This window comes from Bacillus sp. SG20033 (genome assembly GCF_044570195.1).
In the GTDB taxonomy this organism is placed as follows: Bacteria; Bacillota; Bacilli; order Bacillales; family Bacillaceae; genus Bacillus; species Bacillus subtilis.
The window spans coordinates 3,568,788-3,584,190 of record NZ_CP172606.1 but is presented as its reverse complement, the minus strand read 5'-3'; the positions used below and the strand labels follow the sequence as shown (position 1 = coordinate 3,584,190).

Genomic DNA, 15,403 nt, shown 5'->3' with positions numbered 1-15,403 from the left:
ATAATTCTGTCGCATGGGCATAAAGTTGCCTTTTTAATCACAATTCAGAAAATATCATAATATCTCATTTCACTAAATAATAGTGAACGGCAGGTATATGTGATGGGTTAAAAAGGATCTCTAACTGAGGTCTTTCATATAAGATCGTCTGATGCCTTGATGAAGCATGCCTCTTGGATCAAAAGCAGTAATCTGTTTTGGGAACATGCTGCTGTGATTTCTATTTTTGAATACAGTCGGGCAGATACCGTTTCAATGTCTGTAACGATTAATATAATAATGTATTAACTAGCAAACAAATGATAGAAGCGTAAGGCTTATAAGGAGGAAAAAGTTATGCAGCCCCGGCCAACTAAATGGATTAAGAGGAACGATCGACCGGAACCTCTTTTATCACCAAGTGTCACAAATGGAAATACCCCATCAGCTCAACAAAACCAGTCCTTCGCACCAATGACGAACCAGCCTATTTCTGCTTTCAGAGCCACCAGCAATATGAATCTGTCAGTTGCTGCAAATGCAGCCAGCGGAGTTCTTTTTCAAAATGTCCAATTTGATTTGGCGAATGAATATAACCCCGGCACATCTACATTTTCCCCGAGAACAGCAGGCGTGTATTCTCTTAATGCATCAGTTGAATTTCAAGCGAATGCGAATGTTGGCTTCAACTTAGAAGTCGTATTTCTCGTGAATCAAGATGTGGTAGGCGGCGGAAATAACCAATTTCAAGCAGGGAATCTCCCCGCTGTCGTAGCCATTACGGAAATTCTTCAGTTAAACGCCGGAGATACGGTGACAGTTGCAATGAGGAGTACTGCCGCAGGAGTCATTCAAGCGACTACGAGAACCCATTTTGCAGCCGCTAGAGTTCCTTCTCCGACTTCATAAAAGAGGATTTTTTGATTCATGCAGATCTAATACCGCTATATTAAAGTTGATTTTTCCTATTTGAGGATTAATCAGCTTTTTTTATTGTTTTCAAAATATTTGAAACGTTAGTAGGTTAGTAACGTACAGAGATATGGGAGGTGGAGGAATGAAGCAGAATAAAAGAAAGAATCTTCAGACGTTATTTGAGACATTAGGCGAAAAACATCAGTTTAACGGGACGGTTCTAGCTGCGGAGGGTGGCGATATTTTATATCACCACTCTTTTGGCTATGCGGAAATGACGGAAAAACGCCCGTTGAAAACCAACTCTTTGTTTGAGTTAGCGTCTTTGTCAAAGCCTTTTACAGCATTGGGAATCATCTTGCTGGAGGAGAAGGGGATTCTTGGCTATGAAGATAAAGTGGATCGCTGGCTGCCCGGTTTTCCGTACCAGGGTGTAACGATTCGGCATTTATTGAACCATACGTCAGGGCTTCCTGATTATATGGGTTGGTTTTTTGCTAATTGGGATCCGCACAAGATTGCGGTGAATCAGGATATTGTCGATATGCTGATGAATGAGGGGCTGCCCGGTTATTTTGAGCCGAATGAAGGCTGGCTGTACAGCAATACGGGGTATGTGCTGCTGGCGGTTATCATTGAAAAAGCATCTGGCATGAGCTATGCGGATTTTATGAAAACAAGTATTATTTTACCGGCAGGCATGAATGAAACAAGAGTGTATAACAGGAGGCTTTCGCCTGAGCGAATTGATCATTATGCATATGGATATGTGTATGATGTACACTCCGAAACATACGTCCTCCCTGATGAGCTGGAGGAAACGAACTATGTTGTGTATCTCGATGGCATACAGGGAGATGGGACGGTGAACTCTGTCACAAGCGATTTGTTTCGATTTGATCAGGCTTTATATCAGGACGATTTCATCAGCAAGGCTTCTAAGGAATCCGCGTTTTCTCCAGTGCGCCTCAACAATGGAGAAACAATTGATTATGGCTTTGGCTGGGTACTGCAAAACAGTCCTGAAAAAGGGCGGGTTGTCAGCCACAGCGGAGGATGGCCCGGCTATTCGACGTTGATGATCCGATATATCGATCATCGTAAAACACTGATCTATTTGAGTAATAAGGAAGAGGATACTGAATATGAACAAGCGATTCTGAAGGCGGCGGAACATATTCTATTTGGCCAGCCATATGAGGTCCCGGAACGTCCTGCTGATAAAAAGAAAAAAGTAATTGATACGGCGATATACAGCCGCTATGTTGGCAGCTACCTGTTGCAGGATGGGACGGCTGCACAGGTGACAGCCGAGAATGAACGGCTTTATTTGGAGATCGCCGGACAGCTGAGACTCGAGTTATTTCCTTCCTCGGAAACCCGTTTCTTTCTGCGAGCATTGTCTGTTGAAGTCGAGTTTACGTTAGGTGAGGATGCTGCGAAAAGCTTTATCCTCTATGAGGATGGCTCAGAGGAAGAAGCGGTCCGTACGAAGTAGAAAGGAATGAATTTGATGATCGGAATATTAGCCGGAATGGGGCCGAAATCGACCTCGCCGTTTATTGATAAGGTGATTGATTACTGTCAGAAGCTGTATGGGGCTTCAAACGATATTGACTACCCGCACATGATGATCTATTCATGCCCGACGCCCTTCTATGCAGATCGTCCAATTGACCATGACGAGATGAAAAAAGCGATTATCGACGGAGCGGTAAAGCTCGAGAAAACAGGCGTGGATTTCATTGCGCTGCCTTGTAATACGGCGCATGTCTACTATGAAGAGATTCAGCAGGCATTGTCGGTTCCTATGTTGCATATTGTTGAGGAAACGATAAAAGAGATTCCGCATCCCGCAAAAAAAGCGGTGGTTTTAGGAACAGAGCCAACCATCCAATCCGCCATCTACCAAAAAGTTCTGAAGGGAAATGGACAAGAAGTTATTCACAAGGACCATTGGCAGCAGGCTGTGAACCAGCTTATCGCCGCAATCAAACAGCCAAATCATATGCAGCATACACAAGCATTGTGGCAGACGCTATATGAAGAAATCAGTCAGCATGCAGACATCATCATTTCAGCCTGCACGGATTTAAATGCGGTGTTAGATCATATTCAAAGTGAGATTCCGATTATAGATTCCTCTGCCTGTCTTGCCAAAAGCACTGTCAGCACATATCTTGCTTATCAAAGCTAGCTTCAAACAAGGACTGTCTTCAAACAGTCCTTGTTTTTTTATGTTCCTATTGTTTGACAGTTAACTGCAATGGTGTTAAAGTAAACATGTAAATAGTTACATGATTTTTTTCTGAAGGTGAGGTGGTTCTCGTGAAGAAGCCGGTTTTAAAACCATTCGCCTCTTTAGAAATCAAGGTTGATCCGCCTATCACGATTGGTGAGACAAGCCTGGGACTGAGACGATTCATTCCGATTCGTTCGGGAACAATAACCGGGGAAGTAAAGGGACGTATTTTGCCGGGCGGTGCCGATTCACAAATGATTCGCGCTAACGGCAGAACAGATTTATCTGCCAGGTATGTGATTGAAACAGCAGATCATGAACTGATTTACATTGAAAACAATGGAATACGGCAAGTCAGCGAGCCGTTTCGAAAACAAGCGGCAGCCGGGGAAATTATTGAACCGGAGCATGTTTATTTTCGTACGGTACCGACGTTTGAAACAGGCAGTGAAGTCTATCAATGGCTCCATGACCGCTTGTTTATCGGTTCCGCAGAAAGAACCCCTGATTACGTTCTACTAGACATTTATGAAGTACAGTAAAAGACTAAGGAGAGTGTGTAAGATGGAAAACTTTATCGGAAGCCACATGATTTATACGTATGAAAACGGATGGGAATACGAGATTTATATTAAAAACGACCATACAATTGATTATAGAATTCATAGCGGAATGGTTGCCGGACGCTGGGTTCGGGATCAGGAAGTGAATATTGTCAAACTGACAGAAGGCGTATATAAAGTGTCTTGGACAGAGCCGACTGGCACGGATGTTTCATTAAACTTTATGCCAAATGAAAAACGCATGCATGGCATTATTTTCTTCCCGAAATGGGTGCATGAACATCCTGAAATTACGGTTTGCTACCAAAATGACCACATTGATTTGATGAAAGAATCCCGCGAAAAATATGAAACGTATCCAAAATACGTTGTACCTGAATTTGCGGAAATTACATTTCTGAAAAATGAAGGAGTCGACAACGAAGAAGTGATTTCGAAGGCTCCTTATGAGGGAATGACAGACGATATTCGCGCGGGAAGATTATAATAAACATAAAAACCCGGAAAAGAGAATTACTTCTCTTTTCCGGGTTTTCTTTTTGCTGAGTATGCGGGAACCATCACAATTCCCGCGAAAAACAGTATGATGCCAGTCCAGCGCATAGGCTGGTAATAGACTGTGTCCCGTAAACATACCACGGCCGACAAAATAATGATACAAGCTGCCACAACAATGGCAGCACCAATGTATCCTGTTTTCCCCATATTTATTCTCCTTTTGAAGGGAATAGCTTCTGCCTTTTTTCAGATTCGGGATCGTTTTCGATCGTAATCTCTGAGTCTAAAATCAGCGTCTCTCTCGTTTCTTCATGATACGCAGGCCAATTCACAGCTTCGGTGCTTGGGTTTCCTGTTTTAGCGAACGTGATCCACGCTGATTGTATCGTGTGAGAAAGCTGTTTCACCTCATCCGTAATCTCCGCTTTTGCCATTCGTTCCAATCCGTCCAGATTTCCAAAGACAAAAGGAAGCTCTAATGCGTGAAACGCTTTATTGTACGGCGGCTTCTTCGGGTGCCAATCGAACCTGTACATCCAGACAGGGGCGTAATGAGACTGTGCGGATGCATAGGCGACGGCAGGGCGCCAAAATAATAAATCAGTCATCATATGAATTTGGCTTTCCAGAGAACGCGGATACAAATCGGCAACTTTCTCTGCCAGCGGCTTCCCTAGTAAATACTCGAGCGCTGCATCAAGCGTTTCCTGAGAATGAACGTCTGAATCCGGGGTGAAAAATAAATATCCTTCATCACGGGTTGTTCCAATTAATAGCGGAATACCGGAAGCAGCCCCTTCTGCGATCGCTTTTTCTGGTTCTTCAGGCAGCGTTTTCGGATCAAGGGCGGGCTGGAAGAACAGCTGAAAGATATTTTCTTTTTCTGCAATCCGAAGCTGATCAGCCGCTTTTAGCAAATCTTCCGCAGAAACCGTATGCAATTTATCCAGTTGGCCCTCGTTAATCCCAAGGACCTGTAAAAAGGCTGCCGAGGTGCTCGCCGCTTGTTCTTTCGTCATCGTTCGAGAAGCGCCGCTTTCCATGATTGCTTTCTGGAACAGGCCTTTTGCCGCAGGCATAGCAAGCAGCGCGGCAATGCTCATGCCGCCGGCGGATTCTCCAAATACTGTTACGTTATCGGGATCACCGCCAAACGCTGAAATATTCTCCCGCACCCATTTCAGTGCGGCGGCTTGGTCTAAAAGCCCAAGGTTATCGGAATACGCCTCATCAAACGAAGACAAGTGCAAAAAGCCAAACGGCCCCAGCCGATAGTTCAATGTAACGACAATAACTTCTCCCTGTGCCGCAAGTTTTGATCCGTCATACAATGGCTCACTGCCCGCTCCTAGATAAAAAGCGCCTCCGTGAATCCACACCATGACAGGAAGATTTTGACTTGGAGTGTCAGGCGCAAATACATTGACATACAAGCAATCCTCGGACTGGCGGGGCAGCTCTGTATACGACAGTGACAGCAAATCAGACGGCTGCGGGCAAATAGGGCCGTACGCTGTGGCATCAAGCACATCTTCCCACACTTCAGGCGGCTCAGGTGCTTTAAAACGCCATTGTCCGACAGGCGGCTTGGCATAGGGGATGCCTTTCCACTTATGTACGCCGTTTTCCGTTGTGCCTTTTACTTTGCCATATTGAGTCGTTACTATTTGATGAGTCATTGTGTTCTCTCCCTTTTTCCCCCATTATAAACAGATTTACCCTATAGATGCGAACGTTAGCCCTTAACCGATCATCATCTTCCCATTGTTTTTAAAAAGGATTTGACTTCATGGACAGTCAAGCCGATTTCTCTTGCTTCCGCCATCAGCGCTTTCCATTCTTCTATATTGGATTCCGTCAGTTTGCGGTTGCGGTAAGAGGCAGTTTCAGGCTGTTCTTTCTTGAGCCTGTTCGTAAAAGTGAACAATTCTTCCTTTTCCATCCCCGCTTGTACGGCTTGCACTAAATGTACGCGCCATTCTTCTTCATCGCCGCTGATTTTTTCATACATCATTGTTTCTGCGTCAAATAATTCTGTTAATTCAACTTCCAGTGTGGCAGAAACTTTTTTTAAAAATTGAACGGACGGATTCTTGTGAACGCCTCTTTCAATCTTGCTTAAATAGGATTTGGATACGCCTGACTCAACAGCCAGCTGATTAATAGAATAGCCTTTTCTTTTACGGTACAAACGGATAATTCTTCCAATCATAATATGAAATTCTCCTCTATTCCTGTCGTTATTTCGTTCATTATAAGGAATATTTCGTTCTTTATAAAATTTAAAATAATAAGGGAAGTGCAGTAAATTAGAGGAAAATCATGATTTTGTTCTCTAAAGAGAACTTATTGGCTTATTTTGCAATTTTTAAATAATAACGTTTTCTTTTATAATCCAATCATTAACAGAAAGGGGCGCGGGAAGCCAGCCGCGGGAAGGCTGAAGGCTATGAATACATGAATGAGAATATGAGTTTCAAAGAATTATATGCGATTGTCAGACACAGATTCGTGCTGATTCTGCTCATCACAATCGGCGTCACCCTTATGATGGGTTTTGTGCAATTTAAGGTCATTTCACCGACCTACCAGGCGTCGACACAGGTGCTGGTTCATGAATCAGACGGTGAAGAAAACTCGAATCTCAGTGACATCCAGCGAAATCTTCAGTATAGCAGCACGTTCCAATCGATTATGAAAAGCACTGCCTTGATGGAAGAAGTTAAGGCGGAATTGCACCTATCTGAATCGGCTTCCTCGCTGAAAGGAAAAGTGGTTACCAGCAGTGAAAATGAATCAGAAATTATTAACGTTGCCGTTCAGGATCACGATCCGGCGAAAGCGGCTGAGATTGCGAACACGTTAGTGAACAAGTTTGAAAAAGAAGTAGATGAAAGAATGAATGTACAAGGCGTACATATATTATCAGAGGCGAAGGCTTCTGAAAGCCCGATGATCAAGCCAGCCAGGCTGCGAAATATGGTCATGGCTTTTGGCGCTGCTGTCATGGGCGGCATTACACTGGCATTTTTTCTGCATTTTCTCGATGATACTTGCAAAAGCGCACGGCAGCTCAGCGAGAGAACCGGATTGCCATGCTTAGGCTCCGTTCCTGATGTCCACAAAGGGCGGAATCGCGGGATAAAACATTTCGGGGAGTGAAGCGAGTGATCTTTAGAAAAAAGAAAGCAAGGCGAGGTTTGGCTCAAATATCTGTTTTACACAATAAATCAGTTGTTGCGGAACAATATCGCACCATTCGGACAAACATTGAGTTCTCATCTGTCCAGACCAACTTGCGATCTATCCTCGTCACCTCCTCTGTGCCTGGTGAAGGTAAATCGTTCAGTGCAGCGAATCTTGCGGCTGTCTTTGCGCAGCAGCAGGAAAAGAAAGTACTGCTGGTGGATGCCGATTTAAGAAAGCCGACCATCAATCAAACGTTTCAGGTTGATAATGTAACCGGGCTGACAAATGTGCTGGTCGGCAATGCTTCACTCAGTGAGACGGTGCAAAAGACGCCGATCGATAACTTATATGTACTGACAAGCGGGCCGACCCCGCCAAACCCGGCAGAACTGCTGTCTTCAAAAGCAATGGGAGACTTAATATCTGAGATCTATGAACAATTCAGCCTCGTCATCTTTGATTCCCCTCCTCTTTTGGCTGTTGCAGATGCTCAGATTCTAGCAAATCAGACAGACGGCAGCGTGCTCGTCGTTTTAAGCGGAAAAACAAAAACCGATACCGTTCTGAAAGCAAAAGATGCACTGGAACAATCCAATGCGAAGCTGTTAGGCGCTCTTTTAAACAAAAAGAAAATGAAAAAATCGGAACACTATTCCTACTAGTTTTTGTAAAGGTGATGTCTCCTGACCTGTATCAATGGAGGCACTCGGCTCTGCTGTGGGCAGCTGAAGTTGCTGCCTTAGATGCTGGTCGTCGCTGGCGGGGCGTGAGGATGGGTTAAATGCCCACTTATCTGATATATACATAGGACGTATTGTCGGTTTAGCTGCTGCCGATTTTTTGGAGAGACGAAAACCGCCGCAGCTAAACCGATAAAAGAATTAGGGGGGAAAAGGTTGAGTTACCGGAGAAGACTGTCAATGATTATTGCGCTGGATACTTACCTCGTTTTAAATTCAGTTATTGCAGGATATCAATTTTTAAAAGATTCCTATCAATTTTATGACTCCGGAGCATTACTGCTTACCGCTGTCAGCTTGCTCCTCAGCTATCATGTGTGTGCTTTCCTGTTCAATCAGTATAAACAGGTGTGGACATACACCGGACTTGGCGAGCTGATTGTCCTGCTTAAGGGCATTACGCTTTCCGCCGCTGTGACCGGTATCATTCAGTATGCTGTGTATCACACGATGTTCTTCCGTCTGTTAACCGCGTGCTGGGTGCTTCAGCTTTTGTCTATTGGAGGGACCCGTATTTTATCCAGAGTATTAAACGAAAGCATCAGGAAAAAACGTTGCGCCTCGTCCCGCGCGCTGATTATCGGGGCGGGCTCAGGTGGGACTCTGATGGTCAGGCAGCTGCTTTCGAAAGATGAACCTGATATCATACCTGTCGCTTTTATTGATGACGACCAAACGAAGCATAAATTAGAAATTATGGGACTGCCCGTAATCGGCGGAAAAGAAAGTATCATGCCTGCGGTGCAAAAGCTCAAAATTAATTATATTATTATTGCCATTCCTTCACTCCGCACCCATGAGCTTCAGGTGTTATATAAAGAATGTGTGCGAACCGGAGTAAGCATTAAAATTATGCCTCATTTTGATGAAATGCTGCTTGGCACACGAACTGCAGGACAAATCAGAGATGTAAAAGCTGAGGACTTGCTCGGCAGAAAGCCGGTAACCCTCGACACTAGCGAAATTTCGAACCGCATCAAAGGAAAAACAGTTCTCGTCACGGGAGCGGGCGGATCAATCGGCTCGGAAATCTGCCGTCAGATCAGCGCGTTTCAGCCTAAGGAAATTATTCTGCTCGGCCATGGGGAAAACAGCATTCATTCGATTTATACAGAGCTGAACGGACGATTCGGCAAACACATTGTATTCCATACGGAAATCGCTGATGTGCAGGACCGCGATAAAATGTTTACCTTGATGAAAAAATACGAGCCGCATGTTGTCTATCATGCAGCTGCCCATAAGCATGTGCCTTTAATGGAACACAATCCTGAAGAGGCGGTCAAAAACAATATTATCGGAACAAAAAATGTCGCGGAAGCAGCCGATATGTCGGGAACAGAGACATTCGTGCTGATTTCATCGGACAAAGCGGTGAACCCAGCCAATGTAATGGGGGCGACAAAACGATTCGCAGAGATGATTATTATGAATCTTGGGAAAGTCAGCAGAACCAAATTTGTCGCTGTTCGCTTCGGCAATGTACTCGGGAGCCGCGGCAGCGTCATTCCGATTTTCAAAAAACAGATTGAAAAAGGCGGCCCGGTGACAGTAACACATCCGGCAATGACCCGCTATTTCATGACGATTCCCGAGGCATCAAGGCTTGTGATTCAGGCTGGGGCACTGGCGAAAGGGCGTCAGATTTTCGTTCTCGATATGGGAGAGCCCGTAAAGATTGTGGATCTTGCCAAAAACCTCATTCATTTGTCCGGCTACACGACTGAGCAGGTTCCGATCGAATTCACAGGCATTCGTCCGGGCGAAAAAATGTATGAAGAATTGCTGAACAAAAATGAAGTCCATGCTGAACAAATCTTTCCAAAAATTCACATCGGTAAAGCGGTGGACGGCGATTGGCCGGTGCTGATGCGCTTTATCGAGGATTTTCATGAGCTGCCGGAAGCCGACCTGAGAGCGAGGCTGTTTGCTGCAATCAATACATCAGAAGAAATGACGGCTGCCAGTGTTCATTAGGGGGAGTGAAAATGACGAAAAAGATATTGTTTTGCGCGACTGTTGATTATCATTTTAAGGCCTTTCACCTCCCTTATTTTAAATGGTTCAAACAAATGGGCTGGGAGGTTCATGTCGCCGCGAACGGACAAACCAAGCTGCCGTATGTGGATGAGAAATTCTCCATCCCGATTCGCAGGTCACCTTTTGACCCTCAGAACCTGGCCGTTTATAGGCAGCTGAAGAATGTGATCGACACCTATGAATACGACATTGTCCATTGCCATACACCGGTCGGCGGCGTTCTCGCCAGACTGGCGGCGAGGCAGGCACGGCGGCACGGAACAAAGGTGCTGTACACAGCCCACGGCTTTCACTTCTGCAAAGGGGCACCGATGAAAAATTGGCTTCTTTACTATCCGGTTGAGAAATGGCTTTCAGCATATACAGACTGCCTGATTACGATTAATGAAGAGGATTACATACGGGCGAAAGGACTTCAAAGGCCGGGCGGAAGGACGCAGAAAATTCACGGCATTGGCGTCAATACCGAGCGTTTCCGGCCTGTCAGTCCGATAGAGCAGCAAAGACTCAGAGAAAAGCACGGGTTCCGTGAAGATGATTTTATATTGGTTTATCCGGCTGAGCTCAATCTGAACAAAAACCAGAAGCAGTTAATTGAAGCCGCAGCCTTGCTAAAAGAAAAAATTCCCTCACTCCGCCTTGTGTTTGCCGGGGAAGGGGCAATGGAACATACGTATCAAACGTTAGCTGAAAAGCTTGGTGCCTCCGTCAATGTCTGTTTTTACGGCTTTTGCAGCGACATACATGAGTTGATTCAGCTTGCGGATGTATCTGTCGCATCCAGCATTAGAGAAGGCCTCGGTATGAATGTGCTTGAGGGAATGGCGGCAGAAAAACCGGCGATCGCCACAGATAATCGCGGGCATCGGGAAATCATTCGCGACGGAGAAAACGGTTTTCTGATCAAAATCGGTGACAGTGCTGCTTTTGCCCGCCGGATTGAACAGCTTTACCATAAGCCGGAGCTCTGCCGAAAGCTGGGACAGGAAGGCCGAAAAACAGCCTTGCGCTTCTCGGAGGCGCGAACGGTGGAAGAAATGGCAGATATTTATTCCGCGTACATGGATATGGATACAAAGGAGAAAAGCGTATGAACTCAGGACCGAAAGTTTCTGTCATTATGGGCATTTATAATTGCGAACGCACTTTGGCAGAAAGCATAGAATCCATACTCAGCCAATCCTATAAAAATTGGGAGCTGATTTTGTGCGATGATGCGTCAACAGACGGCACGCTCCGCATCGCGAAGCAGTATGCCGCTCATTACAGCGACCGCATCAAACTGATTCAAAACAAAACAAATAAGCGGCTTGCCGCATCATTAAATCATTGTCTTTCGCATGCGACAGGCGATTATATCGCACGTCAGGATGGAGATGACCTTTCGTTTCCGCGCCGTCTGGAAAAGCAGGTCGCGTTTTTAGAAAAGCACCGACATTATCAGGTGGTTGGCACCGGCATGCTTGTGTTTGATGAATTTGGCGTAAGAGGCGCCCGCATTCTGCCTTCTGTTCCGGAGCCGGGCATCATGGCAAAAGGGACCCCATTTTGCCATGGCACGATTATGATGAGAGCGAGTGCCTACCGCACGCTGAAAGGCTACCGGTCGGTGCGGCGGACGAGACGAATGGAAGATATTGATTTGTGGCTTCGCTTTTTTGAAGAGGGCTTCAGGGGCTATAATCTTCAGGAAGCCTTGTATAAAGTGAGGGAAGACAGCGATGCATTCAAACGGCGGTCATTTACGTATTCAATCGACAATGCCATCCTTGTCTATCAGGCGTGCAGACGCTTGAAGCTTCCTTTATCTGATTACATATATATCGCAAAACCATTAATCCGCGCGTTTATGCCTGCAGCCGTGATGAATCGCTACCATAAAAAAAGAGTGATGAACCAAAAAGAAGGGCTTGTCAAGCATGAATAGCAGCCAAAAGCGCGTACTCCATGTTCTCAGCGGCATGAACAGGGGCGGCGCGGAAACCATGGTAATGAATTTATATCGGAAGATGGACAAAAGCAAAGTGCAATTTGATTTTTTAACGTATCGAAATGATCCGTGCGCTTACGATGAAGAGATTTTATCTTTAGGCGGGCGGCTTTTTTATGTCCCGAGCATTGGGCAAAGCAATCCCCTTACATTTGTGAGGAATGTGAGAAACGCGATAAAAGAAAACGGGCCGTTCAGCGCCGTTCATGCGCACACGGATTTCCAAACGGGTTTTATCGCCCTTGCGGCAAGGCTCGCCGGAGTACCGGTCAGGGTATGCCATTCCCACAATACGTCTTGGAAGACCGGCTTCAATTGGAAGGATCGCTTGCAGCTGCTCGTGTTCAGGCGGCTCATTTTGGCAAATGCGACAGCGCTGTGTGCTTGCGGAGAGGATGCGGGCAGGTTTTTATTTGGACAGTCCAACATGGAGCGGGAGCGTGTTCACCTTCTTCCTAACGGGATTGACCTTGAGTTGTTCGCCCCAAATGGGCAGGCGGCTGATGAAGAAAAAGCAGCACGCGGCATTGCAGCCGACCGGCTCATCATTGGCCATGTGGCCCGGTTTCATGAAGTGAAAAACCACGCGTTCCTGCTGAAACTTGCCGCACATCTCAAAGAAAGAGGCGTTCGCTTTCAGCTCGTTCTGGCGGGAGACGGGCCGTTGCGCGGGGAGATAGAGGAGGAGGCGCGGCAGCAGAATTTGTTATCAGACGTCCTCTTTTTAGGCACGGAAGAACGGATCCATGAACTGATGCGAACATTCGATGTATTTGTCATGCCGTCTCTGTACGAAGGCTTGCCGGTTGTGCTTGTGGAAGCGCAGGCATCGGGGCTTCCATGCATCATTTCAGACAGCATTACAGAAAAAGTCGACGCCGGTCTCGGGCTTGTCACAAGATTAAGTCTTTCTGAGCCGATCAGCGTCTGGGCTGAAACCATTGCAAGGGCGGCCGCCGCAGGCAGGCCGAAGCGTGAGTTCATCAAAGAAACACTCGCTCAACTTGGCTACGATGCACAGCAAAATGTAGGAGCGCTGCTGAATGTATACAACATCAGCACGGAAAAGGACCATAACCGATGATTGTATATGCCGTCAATATGGGGATTGTATTTATTTGGTCTTGGTTCGCTAAAATGTGCGGCGGCCGTGACGATTCGCTTGCCACGGGGTATCGGCCGAATAAGCTTTTGATCTGGATTCCGCTCGCTTCACTTGTGCTCGTGTCAGGTCTCCGCTATCGAGTCGGCACGGATTTTCAGACGTACACGCTGCTGTACGAATTGGCGGGCGATTATCAAAATGTGTGGCAGATATTCGGTTTCGGCACAGCAAAAACGGCGACCGATCCGGGGTTTACCGCACTCCTTTGGCTGATGAATTTCATCACGGAAGATCCGCAAATCATGTATTTTACGGTTGCGGTCGTGACCTACAGCTTTATTATGAAGACACTCGCCGACTATGGCAGGCCGTTTGAGCTGAGTGTCTTTTTGTTTTTGGGAACCTTTCATTATTACGCGTCTTTTAACGGCATCAGGCAATACATGGTCGCAGCTGTTTTGTTTTGGGCGATCCGTTATATCATCAGCGGGAACTGGAAGCGATATTTTCTGATTGTACTGGTCAGCTCGCTCTTTCATTCGTCCGCGCTGATTATGATTCCAGTGTACTTTATTGTCAGAAGAAAAGCCTGGTCACCGGCGATATTCGGCCTATCCGCTTTATTTCTCGGCATGACATTTTTATATCAAAAATTTATTTCTGTGTTTGTCGTTGTACTTGAAAACAGCTCATACAGCCATTATGAAAAATGGCTCATGACGAACACAAATGGAATGAATGTGATCAAAATCGCTGTTTTGGTTCTGCCGCTGTTCCTTGCATTTTGCTATAAAGAACGATTGCGGAGTCTGTGGCCGCAAATCGATATTGTCGTTAATTTGTGCCTGCTAGGTTTTTTGTTCGGCCTTTTGGCCACAAAGGACGTGATTTTTGCCAGATTCAATATTTATTTCGGTCTGTATCAAATGATCTTAGTCCCTTATTTCGTCAGGATATTTGATGAAAAATCGAACGCCCTTATCTATATCGCTATCGTTGTTTGTTATTTTCTTTACAGTTATTTGCTTATGCCGGTCGATTCATCCGTTCTGCCTTACAGAACGATTTTTTCCCGGTAATTTATGCAAGAGGAGCCGGTCATTATGGAAACACCTGCGGTTAGTCTGTTAGTCGCTGTTTATAACACAGAAACATATATCAGAACGTGTCTCGAATCACTGCGGAACCAGACAGTGGACAATATAGAAATCATCATTGTTAATGACGGTTCAGCAGACGCCAGCCCGGATATCGCAGAAGAATACGCCAATATGGACAACAGGTTCAAGGTGATTCATCAAGAGAACCAGGGTCTCGGTGCGGTACGGAATAAAGGCATTAAGGCAGCACGCGGCGAATTTATCGCGTTTATTGATTCAGACGATTGGATTGAGCCTGATTATTGCGAGCAGATGCTCCGGGCAGCAGGCGATGAAACTGATCTGGTCATTTGCAATTACGCCGCAGAGTTTGAGGACACTGGCAAAACCATGGACTCAGACATTGCCCAAACCTATCAGGATCAGCCGAAGGAGCACTATATCAAGGCGTTATTCGAAGGGAAGGTCAGAGGGTTTTCATGGAACAAACTGTACAGAAGAAGCATGATTGAAGCCCATCGGCTGTCGTTTCCGCTCCGAGGCGAGCTGGAGCATGTCGAGGATCAGTTTTTCAGCTTCAGGGCTCATTTTTTCGCCCGCTCAGTATCCTACGTAAAAACGCCGCTCTATCATTACCGAATTCACCTTTCCTCCATTGTGCAGCGCTATCAGAAAAAATTGTTTGAATCAGGACTTGCGCTGTATGAGGCGAATGCGGCGTTTTTACAGGAGAACAACAAACTGGAGGAGTATCGCAAGGAGCTTGATACCTTTATCGTTCTTCACAGCAGCATCTGTATGCTGAATGAATGGAAAACGAGCGGCAGCCGCCGGCTGTTTGAAAAGCTTCGAAATGTTGGCGTGATATGCGCGGACCCGGTGTTTCAAGAAAGTCTTTCAAAAACGGGTACCGCTCCTTTTGACGCAAAACGGTCATGCCTGCTTCTGATGGCGAAATACAGAATAATTCCGTTCGTCGCTATGGCATCGGCTGTGTATCAGCGGGTGATCGAGTACAAAATGAGAAACAGAGGGTGAGGAC

General features: G+C 45.9%; 16 protein-coding genes. 13 read left to right on the top strand and 3 right to left on the bottom strand.

Going from position 1 to position 15,403, the window contains the following annotated elements; translation table 11 throughout:
- The first annotated feature begins 336 nt into the window (after window positions 1–336).
- The 5 genes from ACFVP7_RS18905 (at window position 337) to padC (ending at window position 4,186) form a co-directional block, all read left to right on the top strand.
- On the top strand, window positions 337–888 hold the full coding sequence (locus ACFVP7_RS18905; RefSeq protein WP_029946010.1) for a hypothetical protein: 552 nt from the start codon (window positions 337–339) through the stop codon (window positions 886–888).
- A 148-nt stretch (window positions 889–1,036) separates the two neighbouring features.
- Window positions 1,037–2,392, top strand: coding sequence for a serine hydrolase (locus ACFVP7_RS18900; RefSeq protein ID WP_338731021.1), 1,356 nt, complete (start codon window positions 1,037–1,039; stop codon window positions 2,390–2,392).
- 15 nt (window positions 2,393–2,407) lie between these two features.
- Window positions 2,408–3,091: a broad specificity amino-acid racemase RacX gene (gene racX / locus ACFVP7_RS18895; RefSeq protein ID WP_003244427.1), complete on the top strand. Its 684-nt coding sequence runs from the start codon at window positions 2,408–2,410 to the stop codon at window positions 3,089–3,091.
- A gap of 131 nt (window positions 3,092–3,222) precedes the next feature.
- The gene (locus ACFVP7_RS18890; protein WP_041850507.1) at window positions 3,223–3,678 is read left to right on the top strand and encodes a DUF3237 domain-containing protein; all 456 of its coding nucleotides are present in this window, start codon (window positions 3,223–3,225) and stop codon (window positions 3,676–3,678) included.
- A 22-nt stretch (window positions 3,679–3,700) separates the two neighbouring features.
- Entirely contained in the window at window positions 3,701–4,186 is a 486-nt protein-coding gene (gene padC, locus ACFVP7_RS18885; RefSeq protein ID WP_003243190.1) for a phenolic acid decarboxylase, read from the top strand.
- A 26-nt stretch (window positions 4,187–4,212) separates the two neighbouring features.
- On the opposite strand, the gene ACFVP7_RS18880 is transcribed toward padC, so the two are convergent.
- The 3 genes from ACFVP7_RS18880 to slrR form a co-directional block, all read right to left on the bottom strand.
- The gene (locus ACFVP7_RS18880; RefSeq protein ID WP_003228241.1) at window positions 4,213–4,404 is read right to left on the bottom strand and encodes a hypothetical protein; all 192 of its coding nucleotides are present in this window, start codon (window positions 4,402–4,404) and stop codon (window positions 4,213–4,215) included.
- Between the two features lie 2 nt (window positions 4,405–4,406).
- Complete coding sequence (pnbA, locus tag ACFVP7_RS18875; protein ID WP_087961276.1) at window positions 4,407–5,876, bottom strand: para-nitrobenzyl esterase; 1,470 nt, start codon at window positions 5,874–5,876, stop codon at window positions 4,407–4,409.
- A gap of 74 nt (window positions 5,877–5,950) precedes the next feature.
- Entirely contained in the window at window positions 5,951–6,409 is a 459-nt protein-coding gene (slrR, locus tag ACFVP7_RS18870) for an HTH-type transcriptional regulator SlrR (protein ID WP_128441873.1), read from the bottom strand.
- Between the two features lie 245 nt (window positions 6,410–6,654).
- Between slrR and ACFVP7_RS18865 the strand changes: the two genes are divergently transcribed.
- From ACFVP7_RS18865 to ACFVP7_RS18830, 8 genes are all read left to right on the top strand, one after another.
- A complete protein-coding gene (locus ACFVP7_RS18865; protein ID WP_041338900.1) occupies window positions 6,655–7,359 on the top strand; it encodes a YveK family protein in 705 nt (234 codons plus the stop codon).
- 5 nt (window positions 7,360–7,364) lie between these two features.
- Window positions 7,365–8,048 (top strand): protein tyrosine kinase EpsB, encoded by a 684-nt coding sequence (epsB, locus tag ACFVP7_RS18860; protein ID WP_003228249.1) that lies wholly within the window; start codon window positions 7,365–7,367, stop codon window positions 8,046–8,048.
- A 234-nt stretch (window positions 8,049–8,282) separates the two neighbouring features.
- Window positions 8,283–10,103 carry a nucleoside-diphosphate sugar epimerase/dehydratase gene (locus tag ACFVP7_RS18855; protein ID WP_171518537.1) on the top strand — a complete coding sequence of 607 codons (1,821 nt, stop codon included), beginning with the start codon at window positions 8,283–8,285 and terminating at the stop codon, window positions 10,101–10,103.
- 11 nt (window positions 10,104–10,114) lie between these two features.
- Complete coding sequence (locus ACFVP7_RS18850; protein WP_338731008.1) at window positions 10,115–11,260, top strand: glycosyltransferase family 4 protein; 1,146 nt, start codon at window positions 10,115–10,117, stop codon at window positions 11,258–11,260.
- Window positions 11,257–12,093 (top strand): glycosyltransferase EpsE, encoded by an 837-nt coding sequence (gene epsE, locus ACFVP7_RS18845; RefSeq protein ID WP_003244557.1) that lies wholly within the window; start codon window positions 11,257–11,259, stop codon window positions 12,091–12,093. The genes ACFVP7_RS18850 and epsE overlap by 4 nt, the downstream gene beginning before the upstream one ends.
- Entirely contained in the window at window positions 12,086–13,240 is a 1,155-nt protein-coding gene (locus ACFVP7_RS18840; protein WP_021480649.1) for a glycosyltransferase family 1 protein, read from the top strand. Before epsE ends, ACFVP7_RS18840 begins: the two co-directional genes overlap by 8 nt.
- Window positions 13,237–14,340 (top strand): biofilm exopolysaccharide biosynthesis protein EpsG, encoded by a 1,104-nt coding sequence (gene epsG, locus ACFVP7_RS18835; RefSeq protein ID WP_003228259.1) that lies wholly within the window; start codon window positions 13,237–13,239, stop codon window positions 14,338–14,340. Before ACFVP7_RS18840 ends, epsG begins: the two co-directional genes overlap by 4 nt.
- A gap of 24 nt (window positions 14,341–14,364) precedes the next feature.
- Window positions 14,365–15,399, top strand: coding sequence for a glycosyltransferase family 2 protein (locus tag ACFVP7_RS18830; protein ID WP_338731002.1), 1,035 nt, complete (start codon window positions 14,365–14,367; stop codon window positions 15,397–15,399).
- The last annotated feature ends 4 nt before the right edge of the window (window positions 15,400–15,403 follow it).